A 25672-nucleotide genomic window follows, 5' to 3' on the forward strand; every position below is an offset into this window, starting at 1 on the left:
CGTTTTAATCTAAAGCTGGGATTCTTAATCCTTGCCCTAGGTATATTTTATCTGGATCAGTAAGCATGGGTTTATTGGCTTCAAAAATAACTGGGTATTTCATAGCGTTTCCATAATATGTTTTTGCAATTTTCCCTAAAGTATCCTCACTTACAACCGTATGAAATTGCGCTTCAGGCTCAATATTCTCAACAGTCATTTGGTCTTCAACGGTAGCAATTCCATTGGAGTTTCCAACAACTAAAATTACTTTTTCTCTCGTAGCTTGATCAAAAACTAAAACAGAGATTGTAGCAGCAGCATCGTCAATAAAAATATTTAAGTTTTCAACTTGCAGTTGTAAATCGGTAATTATGCCTTCTAGTTTTCTAGCAGCAACTTCTTCTAGTTTAAGTTTGGCAGCGGCAGCTTCAGCAGCTACTTCTGCATCCGTTTTTCCAATTCCAAATACTTTAGCTCCTGCATTTTTAAAAAATAAAAGTAGTCACATTAAAAATCCACAAAAAAAAAGAAACCGTCTAAAGTTGAGTACTTTAAACGATTTCTACACTAAATAACCAACCAAAAACTTTAGTGAAACTTTAATTTGTATTGTTTGAAAAAACAAACTCAAATTAATTAGTTGAACTAATCCCGCTATAAAGCGGGATTTCACTTAAGTATCTTTACTATTAAACCCTAGTGTTTTCTCTTGGGTTTGCTACTTTATCTTTTTTAAACTTACGTTTTTTATCTTCTGAAACTTTTACCTTTCCTTTAGTATTGCTTGTTTTTAAATACTGAATATATCCTCTGCCTTCAAATTCGTAAACCGTTTCAGATGCGGGATGAAATAATTCTATCTTACTATCATTTATAACGCTCAATTCAAAATATTCATTGTCCAAGAAGTCATAATCTAATGTTAAAATTTTTAAAAACTCATTGCCACTAACATCACCAATACCATAAACCCCTGTATAATCCCAAATAAGATTGTTCGGATTAAGGCCATTATCATCTTGAGAACTTCTAAAGGTTGAATCGTTTCCACCAGCTAAAAACTGCAAATAGTTTTCGTTATCAAATTCATTTATAGCTCCAAACTCACTTGTATATGTTTTTTCCCAAGCGTCATATTCTTGTAAGAAATAATGGATATTATCGTAGAATACAAAGTCATAATCAAAATTACTGCGTTGGTAACCATCTAAAAAGTATGAGGTATCGTTGTTTGGGTTATACAATTCAATCGTGTTACTATCTACTTGAAATACATCAAACGTTGAAAACCCATCAATATCATGTTGCACATCCAAAATCATATCATAAGCGTCATATTCGCCAACATCAATACCAAATCCATCACCATTAGCACCTAATCCTGCAATATTATTATTAGCATACAAGACACCGTTAATAAAAGAAATCGTAAAAGCCTTTTGTAGAAACGGCGTTTCGCCATAGCCAACAGTGCTATTAATATCTACGTACCACAACTCATGAGAGCGTAATAATTGATTTAGAGATATAGACTGTTCGTCATCAAAATCATCTACTAGCACTTCTGTATAACATGATGTAAAAAGCGTTGCTGTTAAAGCAAAACTTAAAAGTATTTTTATCATCTTCATAATATAATATTTTAGGGTTCTTTCTTATGAAGTTTCAAAACGCGTGCCAAAAATTTTTCAGTCGTAGATTACAGTCGCAGTTTTCAGGTATTTGTTTCTATTAAAGTATATCGGTATTATTCAAAACTCTATTTCATTCTTTTAAAGGACAATTATCAAATAGGAAAATATTTATGTATTTTTGAAATAGAAAATGATTTAAAATCTATGGACAAACCTTTAAAATATGCGGTTTTTGGTGCAGGGAGTTGGGCAACGGCAATTGTAAAAATGCTTAGCGAGAATTTAGATGAAATTGGATGGTACATGCGCAGTGTATACACCAAAGAGCACTTGTTGAGAGAGCAGCACAACCCTAATTATTTAAGTTCAGTTGAATTTCATTTAGAACAATTAAAACTGAGCAATGATATTAATGAAATTGCGGATTGGGCAGATGTTTTAATCTTTGTAATTCCCTCTGCGTTTATGTACAGCGAATTAGAAAAGTTAACTATTGATATTACTAAAAAAACCATAGTCTCGGCAGTAAAAGGGATTGTTCCTGAAACGGGATTATTAGTAGGCGAACACTTTAACGAGCATTACAAAGTGCCATTTGAAAGTATTGCTGTTATTGCTGGTCCATGTCATGCTGAAGAGGTTGCTTTAGAGCGCTTATCATACCTAACCATTTCATGTTGGAACGCCCAAAAAGCGCAACATATAGCCGATAGTTTATCTAGCGATTATATAAAAACAAAAATAAGTGATGATGTTATTGGTGTAGAATACGGCGTCATGCTTAAAAATATTTATGCTATAGCAGCTGGAATTGCACATGGTTTGGGTTATGGTGATAATTTCCAGAGTGTTTTGATGAGTAATGCTATTAGAGAAATGAAACGCTACATTAAAAAAGTGCATAAAATGAAACGTAACATTAATAATTCGGCTTATTTAGGTGATTTATTGGTAACGGGCTACTCTGTTTTTTCACGAAACCGTATGTTTGGCAATATGATCGGCAAAGGCTACACCGTAAAATCTGCACAAATGGAAATGAATATGGTTGCCGAAGGCTATTACGCCACAAAAAGTGCTTTTTTAATCAATAACAAAAACGAAAAAAAGGCAGATACTCCAATAATAGATGCTGTTTACGCAATACTTTACGACAATAAAAATCCTAAAACGGTATTTAAAAAACTGACCGAGAAGCTGGATTAAAAAGTCCTTTGAAAAAAGAAATCTTATTATTTTATAAAAGTTTTTTGGGCGTTACCCTATCGGGTCAGGCTATCCGTTACAAGTCCTCGCTCGTCCCGATAGCTATCGGGACTCGTTGTGGGCTTTCCACTACTATCCTTAAAGCACTTACCGGCTAAAGTCATAGTTTACCAAATGGATTTAGCTTATTTTGCTATGAGATTCCTGTTTTCACAGGAATTTGCTACTTCACCAAAACCCCTTTTACATCCATTAAAGGAACAGCTCGTAAAGCTTTTAAATTAATCGTGTTTTTTCTAAATAAATAGGTTTTATCAAACATGGTGTTACCTACAAAAAAAGAAACTTTAAAGATATTGTTTAACGCAAATAGTTCTTCTTGCATCAACTCAATCTTAGCATAGCTTTTTTTAGGAAGTCTATCTAACTTTTTCCTAAAAACTGAGGTTGTCTTATTTTCGGAATAGCCACTGGTAACAATAAGTATCATTTCTAAATCGACATCTTTATTGTTTATGATGTAAGCGTTCCAATCTTGAGTTTTGTAAATATCGTTGTATTCGTTTACTATAGCAATGTATACGTTTTCAACTTTTGGAATAATGATATCGTCTTTCATAATAAACAAGGAAATTCAATTGGAAAAGATTCCTGCCTTCGCAGGAATGACAATTATAAAGCAGACTTAAACTGCTCTAAAAACCTAACATCATTTTCACTAAGTAAACGGATATCTCCAATTTGATGTAGCAACATAGCAATTCTATCAATTCCTACTCCAAATGCAAACCCTGAATACTCAGCGGTATCAATATTACAATTTTCAAGTACATTAGGATCTACCATACCACAACCACCAATTTCTAACCAGCCAGTACCCTTTGTGATTTTATAATCGGTTTCCGTTTCTAATCCCCAATACACATCAATTTCTGCACTTGGTTCTGTGAAAGGAAAGTAGGATGGGCGTAAACGAATTTTACTTTTCCCGAACATCTCTGTTGTAAAATGTTGAAGCGTTTGTTTTAAATCTGCAAAACTAACGTCTTTATCTACATACAAGCCTTCCACTTGATGGAAAAAACAATGTGAACGCGCAGATATGGCTTCGTTTCTGTAAACTCTACCTGGTGAAATAGTACGGATAGGTGGTTTATTGTTTTCCATATAACGTACTTGTACAGAACTGGTGTGTGTACGTAATAATATATCTGGATTGGTTTGAATAAAAAACGTATCCTGCATATCGCGTGCCGGGTGGTATTCTGGTAAGTTTAGTGCTGTAAAGTTGTGCCAATCATCCTCAATTTCTGGCCCTTCGCTGACGTTAAAACCTATACGGGAAAAAATATCAATGATTTGATTTTTCACTATTGAAATAGGATGACGTGCCCCAATTTGAATAGGCTCGCCTGGACGTGATAAATCGCCATAAACACCTTTTACTTCTTCCTTGCTTTCTAACTCTTCTTTTAAAGCACTGACCTTATCTTCAGCCGTTTTTTTAAGTTTATTTATGGTTTGACCAAATTCTTTTTTCTGGTCGTTTGCTACATTTTTAAACTCAGCAAAAAAGTCGTTTAGTAGTCCTTTTTTACCTAAATATTTTATCCGGAATGCTTCAACCTCTTCTTTTGATTGGGCTTTAAAAGCTTCTGCTTCTGCTATGAGTTCTTTTATCTTATCTATCATGACCTATTACAAAATGATGGCAAATTTACTGTTTTTTACGTGAATTGCGTTAGGGATTGAAGAGGAAATCCATTTTTGTGCTAACTGATATTTTGATTAAAACTAGAACTTTTATGAATCTAAATTTTTTGATGGGATACTGAAACAAGTTCAGCACAAGAAAAGATTGTAACCTTTATACTATGCTCAAGATAAACTTCAAGCCCGACCTCCCGATAGTTATCGGGAGTGGTAACCTGCCTAGCGGCAGGCATGCGCCCAAATTATTTTAATTGATATACTGGGTTTCTAAAAAGTAGTTCACAATAGCCTCTTTCATTAACACACTTTGCTCCCCTGCTTTTAAATAAGGTAAGGCTTCTAACGTTTTGTAATGTGGCCAGCCTTCTTCATCCACAAAATCGAGTTCGTAGTAGCCATAAGGCTTCAGTAGTTTACAAATGGCAATATGCATAAGGTCAAGTTTTTGGTCCTTTTTAAAGGTTTTTTCCAACTGACCGAGCTCTTGCACTCCAATAAGATAAATGATGGCATCGAGATCTAAAGTATCTCCATCTGCAAATTGATCGGATAGTTTTTGTACTACCATTTCCCAACGTTCTTTTAATTGTTCGTCTCTAGCCATTATTCATATCGTAATTATGATGAGTCCCGATGGGTACTGAAATAAAATCAGAAAAAGAATCAGGATTAGTTCAACTAAAATAATTATTAAACAATACATGTTTAATAATATATGTTTCACTAATTTGAATGTCGCAAAGTTAATAAACCTAAGTGTTAGTATTATTTTATATTTGTTTTAAATTACAAAAATATGAGTGTTATTGATATTGTTCTAGGGGCATTAATTTTATTTGGGTTGGTTCGTGGTTTTATGAAAGGGCTTTTTGTTGAAGTGGCTTCTTTGGTGGCTTTGGTTGCTGGGGTATATGGCGCCATACATTTTAGCAATTTTGCTGCCGCATTTTTACAAACCAAAACAGAATGGAACGAAAAAACGATTAATATTACGGCTTTTGCTGTAACCTTCGTCATCATCGTTTTGGCTATTGGGCTAGCGGGAAAAGCATTAACCAAATTAGCTAATTTTGCTGCTTTAGGGATCATTAACAAGCTTGCTGGTGGTATTTTTGGGGCATTAAAAATTGCCTTGATTTTAAGTGTGATTTTAAACGTTTTTGATAAACTGAATAACACCATAACCCTTTTAGATGATGAAACGAAACAGGAGTCCGCAACTTATAAACCCGTAAAATCTTTAGTGCCGATGATTTTTCCGAATATATTGGAACCTAATGAAGATGAAGCCCCTAAGACTGAAATATAAAAAAAGCCACTTTAAAAAAATGGCTTTTTTGAATTTAATCTAAATGATAGATTTCCATAATATCTTTTAAATACTTTTCAAAATTGATTTTTAAATCAATTAATTTTCCTGTGTGCACATCAAACACCCAACCGTGAACTACTAAACCTCTATCTCTATAGGCTTTTTGTACCGCAGCGGTTTTAATAAGATTTACACATTGTTCTTTTACATTAAGCTCAACTAATCTATCATATTTTTTATCTTCATCTTCAATGGCATTTAATTCTAATTTATGAATTCTATACACATCGCGAATGTTACGTAACCAAGGGTTTAAAATACCTAAATCTGCTGATTGCATTGCTGCTTTTACACCACCACAGGCATAATGTCCGCAAACCACAATATGATTTACTTTTAAATGATTAACCGCATAATTAACAACTGACATCACATTCAAATCTATACTAATAACCATATTGGCTATGTTACGGTGCACAAATACTTCACCAGGGCCAAGTCCCATTAAATCTTCAGCAGTAACCCGACTATCGCTACAACCAATATATAAAAGTTCTGGGTTTTGACCTTTACCAAGCTCTTCAAAGTATTTTTCATCTCCAGCTAACCTGTCTTTAATCCACTTTTCGTTATTTTTAAATACTTTTTTTAAATCCATAATCTTTATTTTAAATTTTGTCTTTAATATTTTGTTTTATCCATTGCATACAATCATTGAACTTATTAAATATATGCTCATTTGGAATTAAATCTGGAATAATATCAATGCGTTCCATCATATACTTAGGCTGTTTTAGCAATCCAACAAAAACAACTTCAATCCCTTTTTTATTTAAATCTTGAAGCATGTCTTCCATGGCGTAAAGCCCTGATTGGTCCATATATTGCATACGTCCTAATCTTAAAATGACGGTTTTAGCAGTTTCTGGTATTTGAAGTGTTAAAGCTTGAAAATCACTAGTAGAGCCAAAAAACAAGGGGCCTTTCAAGTGTTTGATAAACACTTCTTCTTTTAAGTTTGAAGGAAATTCTCCCTCATCTGCCCATGCTTCCTCTTTAAGCGCTTTGACATCTGAACGTTCAGCAGTTAAATCTCCAATTTTCTTCATAAACATTAAAGAGGCTATTACTAACCCAATGCCAACAGCATAAACCAAGTTCCAAAATGTAGAAAGTAATAATACTACAATCATTATTAATACTTCTGAACTCATTTTAAATGGTCCAATTTTAACATCTCTTGGAAGTGCTGGTATCGCTTTCAAGCCTTTATAATCCATTACCCCTATACCTACTGTAATTAATATTCCAGCTAGTACAGCCGCAGGGATTTGAGACGCCACTGGCCCTAAGCCTAAAAGAATAATTAATAGCATAACTCCTGCAATCATCCCCGATAGTTTTGTTTTTCCACCAGATGTAATATTTACTACGGTTCTTATTGTTGCTCCTGCTCCAGGAATTCCGCCAAAAATAGCGGCGATACTATTACCAATACCTTGACCTACCAACTCTTTATTTGGTTTATGTTTAGTTTTTGTCATGTTATCTGCCACCACACTAGTAAGCAAAGAATCTATGGCACCTAAAAGCGCTAAAGTCAACGCTGTAAAAACATAAGGCGTTATACTACTTATACTAAAACTTGTAAAAATCTCTAAATTTGGAATAGGCAATCCACTAGGGATTTCTTCAATGGGTCTATAATTTAATCCGAAGCCTACAGCTATACCAGACATGACCACCAACGCGACCAAAGTACTCGGCACTGCTTTAGTAATCCTTTTAAATCCGTATATGATAAAAATGGTTCCTAAAGCTAAAATTAACTCCAACCAATTAATACTTTGAATAGCCTTTGGAAAGGCCTTTATAGCTCCCAAGGCTCCAGAAGCCTCCTTTGCAGCTAAAGTTTGAGATTCTTTTAATATAGCTTCTTGAGAAATTTCATGAGCACGATTTAAGGTTTCTTTAAAATCCTCAAGTACTAAAATACCTTCTCCTGCTTCTTCTTTTAAAATATTTTCGAGAATAACTTCTTCTGCTTGAGGTTTAAAAGTATCAACAAACTCCATATCTTCTTTTGGATAGTACCCTAAAGACGGTAATATTTGAGTTAGTAAAATAATAACGCCAATAGCCGTCATAAAACCTGATACAACTGGATACGGAATGTATCTAATATACTTCCCTAATCCTAAAACCCCTAAACCAATTTGCATTAATCCTGCTAGTAAAAATACAGTAAGAATTACTGGTAATGCTTTATTAACATCACCGTCATTTGTTGCAATGATACCTGCAATAACGATCATACTTACAGCAGTCATTGGAGCTGTTGGTCCAGAAATTTGTGTGCTTGTACCACCAAAAAGAGCAGCAAAGAAGCTTATAAAAATAGCACCATAAAGACCAGCTGTTGGACCTAAACCAGATGAAACACCAAACGCTAGAGCTAACGGTAAAGCTACAATTCCTGCAGTAATGCCTCCAAAGGCATCTCCCTTTATATTTGAAAATAAGTTTTTCATATGTGAAATTAAGTTAAGAAATACCAAGATAATCCAACTTTGTTCAAAAAAAAAGCCAATATCGAAAAGTATTAGCTTTTTTACTTTAGTTTAATTTTTAAACTAAGGAATTTTCCCTTATTATAATATTAGATTAATTTCTACTTGTGTTTCAACTCTGTATTTTGTTTACATTTTTACCAATACAAAAGAATCAAAATTACCATCATGGAATTAGTCAAATAATGATAGTAGTAATCATGGGATTAGTGCTATCACATTAACTGTCTTATTCATACTAATCTTTCCCAATAATTTGGTTATTCATAAAAATCAACGGCACCTGTATTGATGTCATACATAGCACCAATAATTTTTATCTCACCACCCTTTTCCATTTCAGAAAGAATTGGGCTTTCTTTATATATTCTATCAATGGTTAACTCTACATTCTTTTTTGATACTGTATCAACAAAATCTAAGTTTTTAGAGTTTCTTAAAGTTTCATCTTTAGGTTCTGATACGGCATTTACTGCTGGTGTGATTTTTTCAATAAGCTTGGTTAAATTACCCATCTTCGCATCGTCACAAGCTCCTTTTATAGCCCCACAACTTGTGTGACCTAAAACAACAATTAGCTTTGTTCCTGCAAGTTTAGAGGCAAATTCCATACTCCCTAAAATGTCTTCGTTTACAAAATTTCCGGCAATTCTAACACTAAAAATATCGCCTAAACCTTGATCGAAAACTAGCTCTGCAGATACTCTAGAATCTATACAGCTTAAAATGGTTGCAAACGGAAATTGCCCATCACTAGTATCGTTAACTTGCTCCAATAAATTTCGGTTCGCTTTTAAGTTTTGTTGAAATCTTTGATTTCCTTCTTTTAAAAATTGTAATGCCTTTTCAGGCGTCATTGTTGATTGTGTTTCTTTTGTATGTGCTTTCATGATATTTTATTTAATGGTTTATATTTACGCCTATTTTAATTGTTAACGTATCTGGCTGTTAACAACATTGACACGTTTATTTTGTTTACTATGTTCTTAATATCTGATTTTATCAATGCGGTATTTCCGTTATTCACGCTTCTATCTACACACAATAAGTTTATACTGCTTTTTGATAAATAGTTTGAAAGATTGCTAATTGTATTGTCGTTATGCTCAAATACATATTCAACGGTTTTTTTAGTTGCTGGGTTGTCTGTCTCTATTGGTGTATTGTTTGAACTGTTAACAATTCTGAATGATTTCAATGGTTCGTCGGTTTGCTTTATTAAATCGTCAGCAAATGCTACATTAATTAACTGTTCCGCATCACTAAGCAACCCTATTGACAACTTTTTATTTGGCTCTAAAGTATTTTTATCATCAACTATCATAACCATACCGTCGTATTTTTTTAAAATAAAATTGATCACTTTATCGCCTATTAAGCTAATTGGCATTGATTTCCTTTTTCCTAAAACAATGACATCTGGCTGATTTTCTTTAATATATTGCTTAATTTCATTTTTTACATTTCCAAAAGCATAACTGTAGTCTATAGCTACGCCATACGCTTTAGACGCAGAATCTACAAATTTTTCAATGCCTTTTTTGGTTACCGTATGTTGTTCATTTATGGTTCTAAAAGCTGATAATTGGCTTTCTCTCTCAACAACATCTGTTGGTTTTTTTACATGGAAAAACTTAACTTCTCCGCCTATTATTTTAGCAAGACTTACAGAACTTTTTAGTATTTCAGTTGTATTCTCTTTTAAGTCTGAAAGAACTAGTATTTTATATTTATTATTTTTCATAATTCTTGGTATTAACTTAAACTCATTTCTGATTTTGGTCTTTCATTAAAAAACTTAATAAAACTGGATGGATTTTCAACAATACCACGTTTTGAAACCAGCTTAATATCAATATTTCTTTCTTTCGATTTATAAAGAAAATCTTCTAGAATTTCGATAATATCATTATCCAAATACCTGGTTTTAAGCAAGTTTATTTCTAAAAAGGTGTCTCTAGGCAAACTGTCTAATTCCTTTAGAATAGCACCTTTGTTAAAAAACGTTACTTCTTCTGCAAGTGTCATGCTTATTCTATGCTTTCCATTACTTTTATCTTCAATGTGAAGGAAATGAGAATTTTGGTAGCTTTTTAATAAAATAACAACAATACCAACAGCAAGACCTAAACCTATACCCCAAAGCAAATCAATAAATACGATTCCTAAAACAGTAACATTAAACGGAATCCATTGTTTCCATCCTAAATCATACATTTTCTTAAACAACCCTGGTTTTGCAAGTTTATAACCAACGACAAGTAAAATAGCAGCTAAAACTGAAAGCGGAATCATATTCAACAACCTAGGAATTAAAATAACTGAGATTAATAAAAAGAAGCCATGAATAATAGCAGACATTTTAGAGACACCACCAGATTGAATATTTGCCGAACTACGTACAATAACTTGGGTTATAGGTAAACCTCCTATCAATCCAGAAAGTATGTTTCCTGTTCCCTGAGCCAATAACTCTCTATTAGTTGGAGTTACATTTTTGTGAGGATCTAGTCTATCGGTAGCTTCAACACACAATAGTGTTTCTAAACTTGCTACTAAAGCTATGGTAAAAGCTACAATCCATATATCTGGATTTGTTATAGCGCTAAAATTTGGAAAACTAAACTGACCCAAAAAGGATGCAGTATCTTCAGGAACGGGAACACTAACTAAATGAGACTGTGATATTGATAAGGCCTCATTTGATTGTGTTACGGCATAAAACACAATTCCAACAACAACTGCTACTAACGGTCCCTGTACTAATTGAAATATTTTGCCTTTTTTTGATAGAACCTTTTCCCATAGTATTAAAATCCCCAAACCAATAAACCCAATTAAAGCAGAGCCTGGAGTGATAAATTTTAAGGTTTTATAAAGGTCAGAAAAAGTATTTTCTCCATCAACCTGAAAGAAGGCAAAATCGCCTTCTGGATCTGCATCATATCCAAAAAAGTGAGGTATTTGCTTTAAAATAATAATAATACCAATTCCTGTTAGCATACCTTTAATAACAGAAGACGGGAAATAATATCCAATAACCCCAGCTTTTAAAATACCAAACAGAATTTGAATAATGCCTCCTAAAACAACGGCAACTAAAAAATTCTCATAGCCTCCTAAGGTACCAATAGCCGTTAATACGATAGCCGCTAAACCAGCTGCAGGACCACTAACTCCAATTTTAGAGCCACTTAATCCACCAACTACAATTCCTCCAATAATACCTGCAATTAATCCTGAAAAAAGTGGTGCACCACTTGCTAAAGCAATACCTAAACATAACGGTAATGCGACAAAAAATACGACTATACTCGCTGGCAAGTCATTCTTAATAGTTTTAAACATATTATAATAATTTTCTACTCTTGGTATATAAATATCAAAAGTTGTTAAAATGAATTCGACTTAAAAGTCTATAAACCGGAAATTATAATATGTTACACTCTGGGGGTGGGGAAATTAAATTTAAGTGAGGTTTAGGATAATTTTTAAAATAGTATCCTAAATTATTTTCAACTTCTGAAGAAGCAAAATCTAAATCTGAATTATTTAATTCTAAAAACAAAAGTTCTATTTCTTTGTTTTTTTCACTTGCTTTTTCTTCTTCTTCAGAAGACGCATAGAAAGCAGAAACATCAACAGAATCGTCTACCAAAAAAATAATTGTTGGTGCCGTTAAAAACAACAAAAACAATGAAGATAATAATATAGAAACAATTCTCCTTGACATGTATTTAAAATTAAAAAAGCAAATATAGCGTTTTGTTAAAGAATAATCAAAAATCCTTCAACAATTTAATGTCATCTGAAACGACCCAACCTGTTTTTCCATCAGAAAGTTTTATTTTTTTCCAATCGTTATACGCTTCAACAACCTGAACTTTAGTCCCTTCATGTAATCTAAAAGATTCTTCACTTCTAGTATTAGGGTCGCTTTTTACTTTGCTTTCCTGAGCAAACACAATGGCAGGGTTATCTTTTTTATCTAAATTATACTTATGAAACGCAAAGGCTAGAGTTATACAAACGAATACTAATGCTGTTAAACTACCAATAAATGCCATGCGTTTATTTATAGTTGAGTACGTAAAATAATAGATTAAAAATAAAATAACAAAACAGAATACCAAACCAACGGAGGCTATTGCCCAATCATCAAAAGACATTTTATTTGTTGTACTTTTTAATAGTTTAGAAAATCCTGCATCTGGAATAACATCTATAGCATCAATAGTCATGTTTTTAGCAAAAGCCGCATTGTTTATTATATCAGTATCATCTGGAGCTAATTGTAATGCCTTTTCATAATAATAAATACTAGGTGCAATATTATTTAGCTTGTAATTGGCATTAGCTAAATTGAAATATAGATCTGCAGAATGGTTTCCACTTTCTAAAATAGCACTATAATTATCTATAGCTTCGGCATATTTACCATCATTATAAAGGGCATTTGCTTTTTCAAACAAAGCTTCGTTTTGTGCAAAACCCAAAAAGCTAAATAATAATGATAGTATGTAAAAAGTCTTTTTCATCTTAACGTGCTTGTTTATCAATTAAAGAAATTGTTTTTGCAGCTTTTCCATAATCTTCTTGCATGGTTGCAATATCAATAGGCGTATAGCGCGCCAGTTCACAGTTTTCTAAAATGCCGCCAAAACTCTTAATAACTTCATCATCTACTTGTTTTTCTTTTAGCAAACTATTGATTTTATCTTTACTTAAATCATTGGTTTCTATATGTAATTTTGCTTTTAAATAATTATGTAATGCTTTCTCAAGGGCAATATAAAACGCTTCTTTTTTACCCAAAGATTTTTTGGCATGGCTCAAATATTTTCTGGCTAATTTATCTGCCTTTCTGATTCTGTTGCCATAAACATCAGCATCTCTACTTGCCTTTTTCTTTCTGATAGCAATAGCCAATGGAATTGCTAAAAAGGGCAATAACAACAAGTTCCAAAATAAATTGGTTTTAAAGAAATAGTTTGGCTTGATAGTTGAAAATTCTGTTTTTGTTTTAATAAAAGCAAACTGGTCACTATTCAAAACTACTGCTTGTTTATTATTATTTGAAACGGTACTTCCTTCATTAGCATTTGTGCTATTTGAAGGTCCATTTAAAACATTAATCACAATTTCATCAGAAGATAAGCGCTTATATGTTGCTGTTTTTAAATCGAAATATGAAAAGGAAATGCTAGGTATCGGGTATTTTCCTTTATACTGAGGCACCACCGTATAACTATCTGAAATACTACCTTTCATGCCCGATAAATTAGTGTTTACATCCTCTTTATGTTCTGGCTCATAAACCTCTAAAGAACTTGGCAATGATATTTTAGGAAGCTTAAAGAGCTTTAAGTTTCCGTTTCCTCTTGCGCTTACTTTTAGCTGTAAAGATTCCGAAGCGTCTAACTCTGTTTTTGAAGCCACCACATCAAAACTAAAATCACCAACAGCACCAGTAAAATCGACTGGTTTACCAGCTTCGGGTAAAGGTTTTACTTGTATTGATTTATTTCCTGCTGAAACCGTTTTGTTAACACGGGTCATTAAAAGACTTCCAAAAATATCACGTCTTTTGGAAGGCACGCGCAATGCTATGTTTAAGCTTAATGGCTCTATATTTAATTTGCCTGTTTTTTGAGGATATAATACTGCTTTTCGTAATACTAAATAGCGATAATCTTCGCCATTATAAGTACCGTTTTGAACCTTCTGCCCTTGTGTGTTTATGGCTTGGCTCCAAAAATCATTGTAGCGAGGGCTATCGATTTCATTCCAATTATCAACTGCTATTTTAGGCGATACATATAATTTGTAAACCACCGTAATTGCTTCGTTTAAATAAGGATTTGATTTTGAAACCTCAGCGACTAAATGAATGTTTTCTGAGGCTAAATAAGTGGGATCATTCGGGTCTTTAGGAATATCAACAGCTCCGGTAACTATAACTTTTACAGGTGTTGTTTTAAAGTTTTCTCCTTTAATTGTTATGGTTGCTTGCGAAATGGTGAAGTTCCCTCGCTGTTTTGGTGCTAAAAAGTAACTGTATGTTTTTTTATAAGAACGCACCCCATTAATCCATGAATTACTAACCGATTGATTTGGTCCGCCAACAACCGTAAAGCCCGAAAAACTTGGCGGATTAAAATTATCTCCATCTTGGTTCATTTCAAAATCAACACGTAAACGTTCGTTAACCCCTAGCTTTTGCTTGCTTACTTTGGCTTCAAATTTTACTTGCGCAGAAACGATACTTGTAGTAAGTATGAATAGTAATATGGTTATGTGTTTTATTAAGTTCATTATATATTTTAGATTTACGATTTACGATTGCAGTATTAGTTAAATCAACATTCGTAAGTCGTCTATCGTAATTCGTTTTACCAGTCCTTATCAGTCTTTATTTTTACGCCTTTTTGTTTTTCAGCATTCATTTTTTCTTGAACTTTCTGTTCTTGATTATTCATGGCTTCTAACAAACTCTTTATTTGTTGTGGAGACAGTTGCCCGGGTTGAGGCTTAGGTTTTTGTTCTTCTTTCTTTTTTTCATCATCTCCTTTATCCTTTTTTTCATCTTTAGGTTTACCCTCATCCTCCTTTTTCTCGTCTTCGTCTCCCTTATCTTTTTTATCCTCTTTATCGTCTCCTTCTTGATCTTTATTATCTTGATTCTCCTTTTTGTCTTCGTTTTCTTTCTGATCTTTATTATCCTTATCCTCGTCCTTTTTATCTTTATCGTCTTTATTCTCCTCTTGCTGTTTATCTTCTTGCTCTTTCTGTTTTTTCTTAGCTACGGCCAAATTATAACGTGTTTCTTCATCAGTAGGGTCGTTTCTTAAAGCATTTTTATAAGCTTCAACGGCTTCTTTATATTTTTCATTTTTCATTAAAATATTACCAATATTATGAAATGCTTTATGCTTTTCTACTTTTGAAGTAGCCCTTTCCGCAGCTTGTTGATGCCTATATAAAGCCTCTTCATAATTTCCTTTTTCGTAATAGGAATTCCCTAAATTGTAAGCCCCTGTAACACTAGAAGGCTGTTCTGAAATAGCTTTTCTATATGCCATTTCTGCGGAGATAAAATCGTCTCCTTTCGCTAAAGCATTTCCTTGGTAAACATAATTATTAGCTTTCTTTAAAGCCTGCAGTTGTGCCTTATCTTCTTCTTGGGCAAAAGAGATTGAAGTAACACACGCCAATAAGATTAATAATATATGCTTCATTTTTTTATTTTTAAGGTATAAAACCTTGTGTTTTTTGTTCGTTAAAAAATTTATAAAATTGTTAATTACTTCAATTTATGAGATTTCCTCCCGATAATTATCGGAATCGCGGAAACTAAAGGTTTTCATTAAATAAATTCAATTTTTTCAACCATGCTGTTTTTCGTTCTAACAAGAAAACATCTAATAGCAAAAAGAAAATACCAAAACCTAAAAACCATTGAAACTGGTCCTTAAATTCCGCAAATTGTTTTGCTTCAAATTCTGTTTTATCCATTCCGCTTAAAATCTCGCGGATATTTGCGACTACATCCTTTGTGTTTTTTCCATTAATGTATGCGCCGTTAGCTTGGTTAGCAATATTTTGAAGCGTTTCTTCATTTAACCGCGTGATAACGGTTTCGCCTTGATTATCTTTTTTATAGTTTAAAACAATCCCATTTCGCTTTTCTGGAATAGGACCGCCTTTTACATCTCCAACGCCTATAGTAAAAATCCTAATACCTTCTTTATGAGCTTCTTCTGCTATAGCGGCGGCTTCTTGACTATGGTCTTCGCCATCTGAAATAATAATAAGTACTCTATTTGTTTGCTCTTCATCATCAAAATAAGTTTTAGCCAATTTAATAGCTTCGTTTATTGCTGTTCCTTGTGATGATAGCATATCGGTATTCATGCTTTGCAAAAACATTTTAGCCGATGCATAATCTGTTGTTATTGGCAATTGCGGAAATGCTTTTCCTGCATAAGCGATAATACCAACACGGTCACTAGCCAAATTATTAATGATTTGTGTAACGAGTTGTTTTGATTTCTCTAATCGGTTAGGTGCAATATCTTCGGCTAGCATACTTTTAGAAACATCGACGGCAAAAACAATATCTACCCCCTCGCGTTTAACAGTTTCTAATTTTGTACCAATTTTCGGGTTTACCAGAGCAATCGTTAAGCACAAAAAAGCCAAGCTTAAAACAATAATTTTTAGAACTGCTTTGAATATAGACCTATTTGGGCTTAACCTTTTTAGCAATTTTTTATCTGCAAATTTGTTCTGTGCTCTATATCTCCAAAATTGAAGCAGCAAAAAAAGCAGGATTATTACTGGAATAATTGCCAATGCCCAAAACCATATTTTTTCTTCTAATTGATACATTTTTTAGTCTTCAGTAAACAGTCTTCATTTGGCAGTTTGCCATCGATGTCCTGTATATCTTTAAATTTAAGATTTCCGCTTCCGCGGAAAAGAAAAAAAGCAACACTTATACAAAACTCCTAAATACTGTAAAGCGTAATAATAATTCTAAAAGCAATAATAACCCTGCCAAAATGACTAACGAGCGATATTTTTCTTCGTAATTATAAAACTTAAATTCTTCTATTTCTGTTTTTTCTAGTTTATTAATTTCATCGTAAATCTCTTCAAGTTTCTTGTTGTTTGTTGCTCTAAAATATTTACCACCGGTAACTTCGGCTATTTCTTTAAGTAAGGCTTCATCAATCTCGACTTGTATACGTCCGTATTGAAAATTACCATTTGGCAAAATCGCAACAGGAGATAGTGCCATCCCGTTAGTTCCCAAACCAATAGTATACGTTTTGATACCGTATTCAACAGCCAATTCACTCGCTATTTTTGGATCTATAAAACCTGAGTTATTTACGCCATCAGTCAATAAAATAATAACCTTACTTGTGGCTTTACTATCTTTTAATCTATTAACCGATGTTGCTAAGCCCATACCAATAGCGGTACCGCCTTCAATTATTGTATTGTACTTAATGCTCTTAAGCGACCTTAACACTATAGATTTATCGCTTGTAATAGGTGTTTTAGTATAGCTTTCTCCTGCATATTCTACTAGACCTATTCTATCATTTGGTCTGCCTTTTATAAATTCTGCAGCTACTTTTTTTAAGGCTTCTAACCTATTTGGCGATAAATCTTTAGCTAACATACTAGCTGAAACATCTATGGCCATGACTATATCTATACCTCGTGTGGTTTTCGTTTTAGTAGACACATCAACAGATTGCGGTCTCGCTAAAGCTGTTATAAGTATTGCTAGCGCTACTAACCGCAAAGCAAATAAAAGATGTTTTAATTTTGGCAACCAAGAATTGGTAACTTTAAAGCCTTTTAAACTTGATATTTTAAGTTCTGCTGTTTGTTTTTTGTGTTTAAAAACATACCAAAGTACCGCTACAGGAAGCGCCAACAGCAACCAGAAAAACCCTATATTTAAAAATTCTATGCCCTCAAACATTATTCTTCTACTTCTTTAAGTTCAACTGAATTTAGAATGCGTTCTGTCATTTTTTCGGCGTAAACATCATATTCTTTATAAGCTACCAGCACTTGCTGTATTACATTTTCGGATGTAAAGCCCAAAATAACATAATTGCTTTTTTGAAATTTATCAGTATTTGGAACTGGTATTTCCATAGTGCCATACACTTTCAATCCTTCCGCGCCGTTTGGTGTGGTAAACTCATCTGTTTTTGTTATTATGTTTTGAGCCCCAACAGATTCAAACATTTTTAAACTTCCATCTATAGCTTGTTTAATATCTATTTTATTATCCCCAAGATTTTTTAATCTGGTTGTAGCCGCCGTAATTTGAAACTGACCAATTAGGCTTCCGTATTCAAATTGCGTTAAGTCTATTTGCTGAGCCATTTCTTCTGGTAACTCAGGCGTTGTTCTTTTTAAAACCTTTGGTGTTGTAATCGTTATTGGTGGAAATCCGTATGCGCTGGTAACCCATTCGCCTTCTAGAAGTTCTTTACTATCATGACCAATAACCGTATCTTTCACATAATCAAAGCCATATTTTATTGAAAAACCAACAACAGCTGCTGTAATTAAAAATAAGCTTAAAAGAACTGTAATAATTATTTTGTTCCGCTTCTTTTTACGGGCTTGTTCTTCTCTATATTTTTGATCTAAAAGCTTTTCTTCTTCGGTAGGTTCTGGCAATGCCTCTTTTACGTGATCTATCTCTAAATCAATAGTATCTCTATCAATTTTTGCGAGTTCAATATCTGGAGCAGACTTTGCGAATTTCACTAAATCGGCACGTTTTAAAATGCTTTCTAGGTTTTTAATATCGTCTTTACTTAAATCTACTTGATTGCCGTCTTTAAGCAAATTAAGTCGGTGGATTAATTCGTCTGTAGTACTCTCTAAAGCATGATCATATACTTTTTCATCAAGATATTTTCTGATGATGAATGTCAGATCCGAATAATAATCTTTTAAATTTTCATGTTCTAAATAATGACTTTCATCTAGCTTTTTTAATGCTAATTTAGCTCTATCATAAGGTGGTAACAAAGCAATTTGTTCTTCTTCCGTCAACGGCTTTTTTCGCCAAATAAACCAATATATTAAAGCCCCTATAGCACCAATAATTAACAGTGCGTATAATACATATTTCCACCAATTGCTTCCTGTTTTTTTAACTGCGATAATGGGTTTGATATCATAAAGTCCTTTTGTAGTATCTACCACAATATCGTTGACTTCAACTTGTAATGAATCTGTAAAAAAAGTTCTATCTCCAATAATAATTTTTTGCCTTGGGATGGTATATGAACCCGAATCAAACTGTATTAAACCATATCGTCTTATCAGGTTATATTTATCCTTATTTTTTGTAGTATCAATTTGATATGCTTCTATCATTTCCAAAGGCGAAAAGGTTTGCCCTTCTGGGAACACAACTAGCTTTGTGGTATCTGCTTCAACTTTTATTTCGTAAGTAATCTGTTCTCCAATTTTTATAGAATTGGTTTCTACAGATGATGTTACTTGAGAAAATGAAGCTAAAGACGATAGACAAAAGAGTATAGAGAAAAAGACCGATAACTGGTGACTGAAGACTGAAGACTGAAGACTGTATCTTGTTTTCATAAATCGTAATTCGTTAATCATAAATCGTTAATCTTTTTATCCTCTTCTTTTAAAATAGCCCAATAACTTTTTTACATAGCTTTCATCAACTCGACAATCAATCGCTCCCGCACCAGATTTTGTAAAGCTTTCTTTGTAATACTTCACTTTTTCATGATAGAATTTGCCATAATTACGTCTTACCTTTTTCGAAGATGTATTTACCAGCATGAGTTCCCCTGTTTCTTCATCTTGCATTTGCACCATCCCAAGGTTTGGAATTTCGGTTTCATACTTGTCATAAACTCGAATGCCCGTAACATCGTGCTTACGTGAAACAATTTTCATGGTTTGATGATAATCGTCGGCTATAAAGTCAGACAATACAAATACAATAGCCTTTTTCTTCATTACGTTTTGCATGAATTTTAAAGCTTCTGCTAAATTGGTTTGTCTACTTTCTGGATGAAATTCAATTAATTCTCGAATAATTCGTAATACATGTGAACGTCCTTTTTTTGGCGGAATATACAATTCCACTTTATCTGAAAATAAAATCAGTCCTATCTTATCATTATTCTGTGTTGCTGAAAATGCTAAAGTTGCAGCTATTTCAGTAACAACTTCATTTTTAAATTGCTGTTTAGTACCAAATAATTCAGAACCCGAAACATCAACCATAAGCATCATGGTTAATTCTCGTTCTTCCTCAAAAACTTTTACGTAAGGCTCATTATAACGTGCAGTAACATTCCAGTCTATACTTCTTACATCATCACCAAACTGATACTGTCGCACTTCACTAAAAGTCATACCTCGTCCTTTAAAGGTTGAATGATATTCGCCTCCAAAGATATGATCAGACAACCGACGCGTCTTAATCTCTATTTTACGTACTTTTTTTAGTAATTCTTTAGTATCCATGTTTTGATTTACGATTATAGATTTTTGATTTACGATTTCTCGAATCGAAAAAATCACAAATCATAATTTGTCATTCTAAAATCTGAAATTCTATGGTACCTCTATCTCATTAACTATTTTATTGATGATGTCTTCTGAAGTTACATTTTCGGCTTCAGCTTCATAAGTAATACCTATTCTGTGCCTTAACACATCATAAACTACGGCACGTACATCCTCTGGAATTACATAACCACGACGCTTAATAAAGGCATAACATTTAGCTGCAGTTGCTAAATTGATGCTTCCACGGGGTGATGCGCCAAATGAAATCAATGGTTTTAAATCAGGAAGTCTATATTTTTCTGGGTAACGTGTAGCGAATATAATATCCAGTATATATTTTTCAATTTTTTCATCCATGTACACCTCGCGAACAGCTTCTTGGGCTTTTAATATTTGAGATACAGATACCACAGAATTTACTTTATCCCAAGCCCCTTTAAGGTTAGCTCTCATAATGAGTTGTTCTTCATCAATTTTAGGATAATCAATAACTGTTTTTAGCATAAAACGGTCTACCTGAGCTTCTGGCAAAGGGTATGTTCCTTCTTGCTCAACTGGATTTTGCGTTGCCATAACTAAAAATGGTTTGTCTAACTTAAAAGTTTCATCACCAATAGTTACTTGCTTTTCTTGCATGGCTTCTAATAAAGCCGACTGCACTTTTGCTGGAGCTCTATTAATCTCATCTGCTAATACAAAGTTTGCAAAAATGGGCCCCTTTTTTATAGAAAAATCATTAACCTTCATATTATAGATTAATGTCCCTGTAACATCTGCAGGTAATAAATCTGGTGTAAACTGGATTCTACTAAAACTTCCGTCCACAGCCTGTGCCAAGGTATTAATAGCTAATGTTTTTGCTAATCCAGGAACACCTTCTAACAAAATGTGCCCTTGTCCTAATAAACCAATAAGCAAACGTTCTACCATATGCTTTTGACCTACTATAACTTTATTCATTTCTAGCATCAGTAAATCAACAAAAGCACTTTCCTTTTCAATTTTCTCGTTAATCGTCTTAATATCAATTACACCTGTTTCTTCCATTATTTTTATAATTTAAAAGCCCGAATATACAGTCCTTATTTGAGCATTGCAAATTGTTAAAATTTTTATTGATACCATGTTAAAAATTGGTTAAAAAAAAGAATAAATACAACGATTTCGGCGTTTAACGTATAATTATGATAACTTTATCTTAAATGTGATTTTATCTTTAAAAACAAAGCGCAATACCTTTCGATATTGCGCTTTGCATTTAAAAATATATTTATTATTATTCCAAAACTAAAGTAGTATTTACAATTTCCTCTTCAGCTGGTTCTAAAGTAATCAAGAATTCTTGTGCAACATACCCAATAGCACCTATAGTTACTGTATAATCATTAGGCGCAACTCCTTCAATAATATATTCTCCACTAGCATTGGTTTCTATACTTGTTGAAGCATCATCATTTATAGATACAGTTGCAACAATTCCATTATCTAAACCGGATACTGTACCACTTATTTTACCAGGTTTAAGCATAAGTTCAATTGGGTCTGTAATGGTTGTAGTTTCTCCATTGGTAACTAAAACATCTATTGCGCTTCCATAGGCGTAGTCTGATTCTTCATCAATTGGCATTGCTATAACTTCATAGGTTCCTGCAGGAACGCCCCAAAGGGCAAATGCTCCTGTAACTTCATCGGTGTATGCGGTAATAACAAAATCATCTTCGATTTCTGGCGTTCCTTTATCATCAATCAATACAGATACAATACTTGAAACATTGTTTGGAGAAACCGACCCTTTAATAATTCCTGAACTGGCTTCTGCACTTACATAAAGTACAGGTTTCAAAATAATATTACCCGAGTTACCTGCATGTACGATTGATTTTTCAACATCAAAGTCTAGTACAAAATCATATGTAAAACCCTCTTCAATTAAAGTATTAACTTTAAGTTTTAAGCCAGACTGTTGAGCACTTGGAGTTTTTAGGTCGAACGCTTCGCTTTCATTATTTTCTCCTTCTATAACTATTGTGTTCCCATCACCTAGCACCAACCTCATTTGACTTAAAGTACCTGCTGGAATTGGAAATCTTTCAACTAAAACTTTACTAAAACCGCCAGTAAAATCCAGCAAATTAACTGTTTCATTATTAGCTTCAAGTGATAACCATCCGTTATCATCATCATTGTCATCATCCATTTTAATCATAACGTCAATAATTTCAACATTAACAGCTTCATAATCTCCTGGAGCATCTACTAATCTTATCGAAATCGTTGAAGCTTCTTTAGCTGCATCACTTGATTTATTGTCATCACAGGACATTAAAAATGTGAGAACTAATAGCGGAAAAATTAATTTTAGTTTTTTCAAAGTTTTCATTTTTTTTTATTTTTAAGTTTATACATCTTATTTACGAAGGTTTAGTCAGTTTAGACTAATCCATTTACCATTTTGTGAAAGATTTTTTTAATTATCGTTTACCACAATAATAAAATATTATCGTGGTTTTTAAGTATTTTTATACGTGAATTACAAAAAAAAGCATATAACCTGTAATCTCTAAAAAATCAAAGAACTAAAATATAATGAAAAAGACCGCCCTAATTACTGGAGCAACAAGTGGTATAGGAGAAGCCACTGCTTATGAGTTTGCAAAACAAGGTATTAACTTAGTACTCTGTGGAAGACGCTTAGAACGCCTAAACACCATACAAAAAGCTTTAGAACGCTTAACCGATGTGTATATTTTAAATTTTGATGTTCGCAATAAAAAAGAAGCATTTAAAGCAATAGAGTCGCTACCGGACAAATTTAAAAACATTGATATCCTGATAAACAATGCAGGAAATGCTCATGGTTTAGACCCAATAAACGAAGGCAGTATTGATGATTGGGATGCCATGATGGATATCAATGTAAAGGGATTGCTGTATGTAAGTAAAGCTATTATCCCACAAATGACGGACCAGAAATCTGGACATATTATAAATATTGGTTCTTCCGCAGGAAAAGAAGTATATCCAAAAGGCAATGTGTATTGCGCCAGCAAACATGCTGTTTTAGCAATTACCGAAGGCATGCGTATTGATTTAAACCCCTATGGAATTAAAGTAGGGGCTATAAATCCCGGTCTGGTAGAAACCGAATTTTCTCAAGTGCGTTTTAAAGGCGATAAAATGGCGGACTCCGTATACAAAGGTTTTAAAGCACTACAAGCTAAAGATATTGCTGAAGTTATCTATTTTGTAGTATCAAGACCAGCTCATGTTAATATTGCCGATGTTTTGATGTTTTGTACGGCACAGGCTAACTCAACACTAGTAAAGAAATCTTTGTAGATTTCTTTACTAGTGTTGAGCATTATTTATTTTTATTATTTATTCAAGTAATATGGCACATTACAGTTCGTTTGAAAATTTAGAAGTTTATAAAGAGGCTACCATTTTTTGTGATGATATTTGGGAGATAATTGTAAATACTTCTCTCAACAAAGACTATAAATTAAGAGAACAAATAAATGGTTCGTCAGGTTCTGTAATGGATAATATTGCTGAAGGCTTTGGAAGAGGTGGTAATAAAATTCATTATGTTTTTGAGTTACTCTAGAGGTTCTTGTAGTGAAAGTAAAGCTCAATTGTTAAGATGTTATAGAAGAAATCATATTGATGAAATAACTTATCAAAAATTAAATACTAAAGCTGAAGAACTTATTAATCAACTTTCAAAATTCATGAATTATTTAAAAAACTCAAATCGCAAGGGGCCTAAATTTGATTAGACTTGAATAAAAAAATAATAATGAACAATAGACAATATCTTAAATGATTAACAAACGCCTACTCATAAAACACTTACTAGCTCATAATGATGAGAACAGTTTTTATGACAAAAAGCGAAAAATTGATATTAGTTATAAGGAAGGAAAAGCTAAGTTTTTAAAGCATATTTGTGCGCTTTCGAACAGCAACCCTAAAAACAATTCGTACATTGTTATTGGGGTTGAAGATGAGGACAACACTATTATTGGAGTCGATTTTTTTGATGATAGTAAAATACAGAACCTCATCAATGCGTATTTAAGTCATCCGCCCATTGTTCAATATGAAAACATTCCGTTTCCTCATTTACCAGACGATAAGGTTGTTGGTTTAGTAACCATTAGACCTACTGGAAAAATCACGTCTCTCAGAAAAAACATCTGGAAATATTATGGAGGTTCTGTGTTTTTCAGAGATGGCAGCATGAGCATGCCCAAAGTTTTTGATATTGAAATAAAAGATGTGAACTCTAAAATTGTTGAAGCCATTGAAAAAAATGCGCAAAATAATATAGAGCATACTTTAAATGGCGTGTTCGATTTTATGAATAACCGAAAAGATTTTAATGCTCAGTACAAAGTTTTTAAAGAGTATTTTGTGGTGTGTTGGGCCGGGCAAAAAAAGACTGTAAAAAAAGAGGTGTTCTTTTCTAGAGTTGATATAGAATTGATTAACGAGCAAGTACGCCTGTTCTTCTCGACCTTAGATGAAGTATCAATTTCGCTTGACGATGACAATTTTAAAATTATTGAATATGTTAATCTAGGGCTTCAAGGCTCTAACAAATATTACCCATTAGAAGAAACTATTATTAGTTTTGAAGACAATGCCCAATACAATATAGAAACAAAACTTTTATTTGAACCACCACAATTTGATAAAAAAGTACTGCATCATATTTACAATACCAATAATGCTATTTTAGAAAAACTTAAAAAAGGGTTTTCACTTACTAAAAGAGAAACCTTAGATTTAAAAAACTTACCAGCTACTTATCTGATTTGTTACCTTAACTTATTCCATGAAGCTATTGATAAATTGAATGAATCAAAAACATATTTGAAAGCTTATAGCCCTGAAATATATAGTTTATATAAAGAATCTTTAAGAATTTTAAGAAAAGTGAAATACAGTTAACATTTGTTAATAATTTAACCTTAAGTTAACTTTAAAATTTTTTTTTGTTAGATAAAAGAGTCATTTTTGCACCGCTATTAATCATTTTAATTAAACCTTGTGCCCCAAATCGTAAAGATTGGTTCAAGGTTTTTTTCATGTCTAAATTTTATTCTAAAAGTATATATTAAAACTATGCTTGCGTTAGGGATTACAGCGGC

Annotated in this window: 25 protein-coding genes and 1 pseudogene; 6 read left to right on the top strand and 20 right to left on the bottom strand. The window is 33.0% G+C overall.

The window, feature by feature from the left end:
- Nucleotides 1–4: 4 nt before the first annotated feature.
- Entirely contained in the window at nt 5–442 is a 438-nt protein-coding gene (gene lysM, locus ABD935_RS02535) for a peptidoglycan-binding protein LysM (protein WP_345190043.1), read from the bottom strand.
- On the opposite strand from lysM, the gene ABD935_RS02540 reads away from it, so the two are divergent.
- Nucleotides 354–557, top strand: a complete 204-nt coding sequence (locus ABD935_RS02540; RefSeq protein ID WP_345189990.1) for a hypothetical protein — start codon at nt 354–356, stop codon at nt 555–557. The genes lysM and ABD935_RS02540 overlap by 89 nt on opposite strands.
- Nucleotides 558–671: 114 nt before the next feature.
- On the opposite strand, the gene ABD935_RS02545 is transcribed toward ABD935_RS02540, so the two are convergent.
- Nucleotides 672–1613: a nicotinic acid mononucleotide adenyltransferase gene (locus ABD935_RS02545; protein WP_345189991.1), complete on the bottom strand. Its 942-nt coding sequence runs from the start codon at nt 1611–1613 to the stop codon at nt 672–674.
- Nucleotides 1614–1820: 207 nt separating this feature from the next.
- Here ABD935_RS02545 and ABD935_RS02550 point away from each other — a divergent pair, with 207 nt between their 5' ends.
- A complete protein-coding gene (locus ABD935_RS02550) occupies nt 1821–2822 on the top strand; it encodes an NAD(P)H-dependent glycerol-3-phosphate dehydrogenase (protein WP_345189992.1) in 1002 nt (333 codons plus the stop codon).
- A gap of 223 nt (nt 2823–3045) precedes the next feature.
- Here ABD935_RS02550 and ABD935_RS02555 read toward each other — a convergent pair whose 3' ends face one another.
- From ABD935_RS02555 to ABD935_RS02565, 3 genes are all read right to left on the bottom strand, one after another.
- A complete protein-coding gene (locus ABD935_RS02555; protein WP_345189993.1) occupies nt 3046–3441 on the bottom strand; it encodes a hypothetical protein in 396 nt (131 codons plus the stop codon).
- Nucleotides 3442–3494: 53 nt separating this feature from the next.
- On the bottom strand, nt 3495–4514 hold the full coding sequence (pheS, locus tag ABD935_RS02560) for a phenylalanine--tRNA ligase subunit alpha (protein ID WP_345189994.1): 1020 nt from the start codon (nt 4512–4514) through the stop codon (nt 3495–3497).
- Between the two features lie 268 nt (nt 4515–4782).
- Nucleotides 4783–5139, bottom strand: coding sequence for a hypothetical protein (locus tag ABD935_RS02565; RefSeq protein ID WP_345189995.1), 357 nt, complete (start codon nt 5137–5139; stop codon nt 4783–4785).
- Between the two features lie 192 nt (nt 5140–5331).
- On the opposite strand from ABD935_RS02565, the gene ABD935_RS02570 reads away from it, so the two are divergent.
- Nucleotides 5332–5844 (top strand): CvpA family protein, encoded by a 513-nt coding sequence (locus ABD935_RS02570; protein WP_345189996.1) that lies wholly within the window; start codon nt 5332–5334, stop codon nt 5842–5844.
- A gap of 34 nt (nt 5845–5878) precedes the next feature.
- On the opposite strand, the gene ABD935_RS02575 is transcribed toward ABD935_RS02570, so the two are convergent.
- The 15 genes from ABD935_RS02575 to ABD935_RS02645 all read right to left on the bottom strand — a co-directional run bounded on the left by ABD935_RS02575 (nt 5879) and on the right by ABD935_RS02645 (nt 22887).
- Nucleotides 5879–6505, bottom strand: coding sequence for a carbonic anhydrase (locus tag ABD935_RS02575; RefSeq protein WP_345189997.1), 627 nt, complete (start codon nt 6503–6505; stop codon nt 5879–5881).
- Nucleotides 6506–6515: 10 nt separating this feature from the next.
- Nucleotides 6516–8378 carry a SulP family inorganic anion transporter gene (locus tag ABD935_RS02580; RefSeq protein ID WP_345189998.1) on the bottom strand — a complete coding sequence of 621 codons (1863 nt, stop codon included), beginning with the start codon at nt 8376–8378 and terminating at the stop codon, nt 6516–6518.
- A 299-nt stretch (nt 8379–8677) separates the two neighbouring features.
- Complete coding sequence (locus ABD935_RS02585) at nt 8678–9307, bottom strand: carbonic anhydrase family protein (protein WP_345189999.1); 630 nt, start codon at nt 9305–9307, stop codon at nt 8678–8680.
- Between the two features lie 35 nt (nt 9308–9342).
- A complete protein-coding gene (locus ABD935_RS02590) occupies nt 9343–10161 on the bottom strand; it encodes a universal stress protein (protein ID WP_345190000.1) in 819 nt (272 codons plus the stop codon).
- Between the two features lie 11 nt (nt 10162–10172).
- Entirely contained in the window at nt 10173–11765 is a 1593-nt protein-coding gene (locus tag ABD935_RS02595) for a SulP family inorganic anion transporter (protein WP_345190001.1), read from the bottom strand.
- Between the two features lie 82 nt (nt 11766–11847).
- The gene (locus ABD935_RS02600; protein ID WP_345190002.1) at nt 11848–12150 is read right to left on the bottom strand and encodes a hypothetical protein; all 303 of its coding nucleotides are present in this window, start codon (nt 12148–12150) and stop codon (nt 11848–11850) included.
- 46 nt (nt 12151–12196) lie between these two features.
- Nucleotides 12197–12955, bottom strand: coding sequence for a tetratricopeptide repeat protein (locus ABD935_RS02605; protein WP_345190003.1), 759 nt, complete (start codon nt 12953–12955; stop codon nt 12197–12199).
- A gap of 1 nt (nt 12956) precedes the next feature.
- On the bottom strand, nt 12957–14732 hold the full coding sequence (locus ABD935_RS02610; protein WP_345190004.1) for a BatD family protein: 1776 nt from the start codon (nt 14730–14732) through the stop codon (nt 12957–12959).
- 77 nt (nt 14733–14809) lie between these two features.
- Nucleotides 14810–15655, bottom strand: coding sequence for a tetratricopeptide repeat protein (locus ABD935_RS02615; protein WP_345190005.1), 846 nt, complete (start codon nt 15653–15655; stop codon nt 14810–14812).
- A 115-nt stretch (nt 15656–15770) separates the two neighbouring features.
- Nucleotides 15771–16808, bottom strand: coding sequence for a VWA domain-containing protein (locus tag ABD935_RS02620; RefSeq protein WP_345190006.1), 1038 nt, complete (start codon nt 16806–16808; stop codon nt 15771–15773).
- Between the two features lie 106 nt (nt 16809–16914).
- Entirely contained in the window at nt 16915–17919 is a 1005-nt protein-coding gene (locus ABD935_RS02625) for a vWA domain-containing protein (protein WP_345190007.1), read from the bottom strand.
- The gene (locus ABD935_RS02630; protein WP_345190008.1) at nt 17919–19568 is read right to left on the bottom strand and encodes a hypothetical protein; all 1650 of its coding nucleotides are present in this window, start codon (nt 19566–19568) and stop codon (nt 17919–17921) included. Before ABD935_RS02630 ends, ABD935_RS02625 begins: the two co-directional genes overlap by 1 nt.
- 36 nt (nt 19569–19604) lie before the next feature.
- Complete coding sequence (locus tag ABD935_RS02635) at nt 19605–20471, bottom strand: DUF58 domain-containing protein (RefSeq protein WP_345190009.1); 867 nt, start codon at nt 20469–20471, stop codon at nt 19605–19607.
- A 90-nt stretch (nt 20472–20561) separates the two neighbouring features.
- On the bottom strand, nt 20562–21563 hold the full coding sequence (locus ABD935_RS02640; protein ID WP_345190010.1) for an AAA family ATPase: 1002 nt from the start codon (nt 21561–21563) through the stop codon (nt 20562–20564).
- A gap of 229 nt (nt 21564–21792) precedes the next feature.
- On the bottom strand, nt 21793–22887 hold the full coding sequence (locus ABD935_RS02645; protein ID WP_345190011.1) for a DUF4382 domain-containing protein: 1095 nt from the start codon (nt 22885–22887) through the stop codon (nt 21793–21795).
- A gap of 215 nt (nt 22888–23102) precedes the next feature.
- On the opposite strand from ABD935_RS02645, the gene ABD935_RS02650 reads away from it, so the two are divergent.
- From ABD935_RS02650 to ABD935_RS02660, 3 genes and pseudogenes are all read left to right on the top strand, one after another.
- On the top strand, nt 23103–23855 hold the full coding sequence (locus ABD935_RS02650) for an SDR family NAD(P)-dependent oxidoreductase (RefSeq protein WP_345190012.1): 753 nt from the start codon (nt 23103–23105) through the stop codon (nt 23853–23855).
- A 52-nt stretch (nt 23856–23907) separates the two neighbouring features.
- Nucleotides 23908–24295, top strand: a pseudogene (locus tag ABD935_RS02655) (four helix bundle protein).
- Nucleotides 24296–24338: 43 nt separating this feature from the next.
- A complete protein-coding gene (locus tag ABD935_RS02660; protein ID WP_345190013.1) occupies nt 24339–25472 on the top strand; it encodes an ATP-binding protein in 1134 nt (377 codons plus the stop codon).
- The last annotated feature ends 200 nt before the right edge of the window (nt 25473–25672 follow it).

The organism is Algibacter agarivorans (assembly GCF_039543245.1).
GTDB classification, from domain to species: Bacteria; Bacteroidota; Bacteroidia; order Flavobacteriales; family Flavobacteriaceae; genus Algibacter_G; species Algibacter_G agarivorans.

What these genes read in the sequence shown, in the direction of transcription:
- ABD935_RS02660 (WP_345190013.1), top strand. Translation starts at nt 24,339, where the DNA reads ATGATTAACAAACGCCTACTCATAAAACACTTACTAGCTCATAATGAT.
- ABD935_RS02550 (WP_345189992.1), top strand. Translation starts at nt 1,821, where the DNA reads ATGGACAAACCTTTAAAATATGCGGTTTTTGGTGCAGGGAGTTGGGCA.
- ABD935_RS02570 (WP_345189996.1), top strand. Translation starts at nt 5,332, where the DNA reads ATGAGTGTTATTGATATTGTTCTAGGGGCATTAATTTTATTTGGGTTG.
- ABD935_RS02620 (WP_345190006.1), bottom strand. Translation starts at nt 16,808, where the DNA reads ATGTATCAATTAGAAGAAAAAATATGGTTTTGGGCATTGGCAATTATT.
- ABD935_RS02565 (WP_345189995.1), bottom strand. Translation starts at nt 5,139, where the DNA reads ATGGCTAGAGACGAACAATTAAAAGAACGTTGGGAAATGGTAGTACAA.
- ABD935_RS02590 (WP_345190000.1), bottom strand. Translation starts at nt 10,161, where the DNA reads ATGAAAAATAATAAATATAAAATACTAGTTCTTTCAGACTTAAAAGAG.
- ABD935_RS02635 (WP_345190009.1), bottom strand. Translation starts at nt 20,471, where the DNA reads ATGGATACTAAAGAATTACTAAAAAAAGTACGTAAAATAGAGATTAAG.
- ABD935_RS02630 (WP_345190008.1), bottom strand. Translation starts at nt 19,568, where the DNA reads ATGAAAACAAGATACAGTCTTCAGTCTTCAGTCTTCAGTCACCAGTTA.
- ABD935_RS02580 (WP_345189998.1), bottom strand. Translation starts at nt 8,378, where the DNA reads ATGAAAAACTTATTTTCAAATATAAAGGGAGATGCCTTTGGAGGCATT.
- ABD935_RS02640 (WP_345190010.1), bottom strand. Translation starts at nt 21,563, where the DNA reads ATGGAAGAAACAGGTGTAATTGATATTAAGACGATTAACGAGAAAATT.
- ABD935_RS02585 (WP_345189999.1), bottom strand. Translation starts at nt 9,307, where the DNA reads ATGAAAGCACATACAAAAGAAACACAATCAACAATGACGCCTGAAAAG.
- pheS (WP_345189994.1), bottom strand. Translation starts at nt 4,514, where the DNA reads ATGATAGATAAGATAAAAGAACTCATAGCAGAAGCAGAAGCTTTTAAA.
- ABD935_RS02575 (WP_345189997.1), bottom strand. Translation starts at nt 6,505, where the DNA reads ATGGATTTAAAAAAAGTATTTAAAAATAACGAAAAGTGGATTAAAGAC.
- ABD935_RS02555 (WP_345189993.1), bottom strand. Translation starts at nt 3,441, where the DNA reads ATGAAAGACGATATCATTATTCCAAAAGTTGAAAACGTATACATTGCT.
- ABD935_RS02650 (WP_345190012.1), top strand. Translation starts at nt 23,103, where the DNA reads ATGAAAAAGACCGCCCTAATTACTGGAGCAACAAGTGGTATAGGAGAA.
- ABD935_RS02615 (WP_345190005.1), bottom strand. Translation starts at nt 15,655, where the DNA reads ATGAAGCATATATTATTAATCTTATTGGCGTGTGTTACTTCAATCTCT.
- ABD935_RS02540 (WP_345189990.1), top strand. Translation starts at nt 354, where the DNA reads ATGCCTTCTAGTTTTCTAGCAGCAACTTCTTCTAGTTTAAGTTTGGCA.
- ABD935_RS02610 (WP_345190004.1), bottom strand. Translation starts at nt 14,732, where the DNA reads ATGAACTTAATAAAACACATAACCATATTACTATTCATACTTACTACA.
- ABD935_RS02545 (WP_345189991.1), bottom strand. Translation starts at nt 1,613, where the DNA reads ATGAAGATGATAAAAATACTTTTAAGTTTTGCTTTAACAGCAACGCTT.
- ABD935_RS02595 (WP_345190001.1), bottom strand. Translation starts at nt 11,765, where the DNA reads ATGTTTAAAACTATTAAGAATGACTTGCCAGCGAGTATAGTCGTATTT.
- ABD935_RS02625 (WP_345190007.1), bottom strand. Translation starts at nt 17,919, where the DNA reads ATGTTTGAGGGCATAGAATTTTTAAATATAGGGTTTTTCTGGTTGCTG.
- ABD935_RS02605 (WP_345190003.1), bottom strand. Translation starts at nt 12,955, where the DNA reads ATGAAAAAGACTTTTTACATACTATCATTATTATTTAGCTTTTTGGGT.
- ABD935_RS02600 (WP_345190002.1), bottom strand. Translation starts at nt 12,150, where the DNA reads ATGTCAAGGAGAATTGTTTCTATATTATTATCTTCATTGTTTTTGTTG.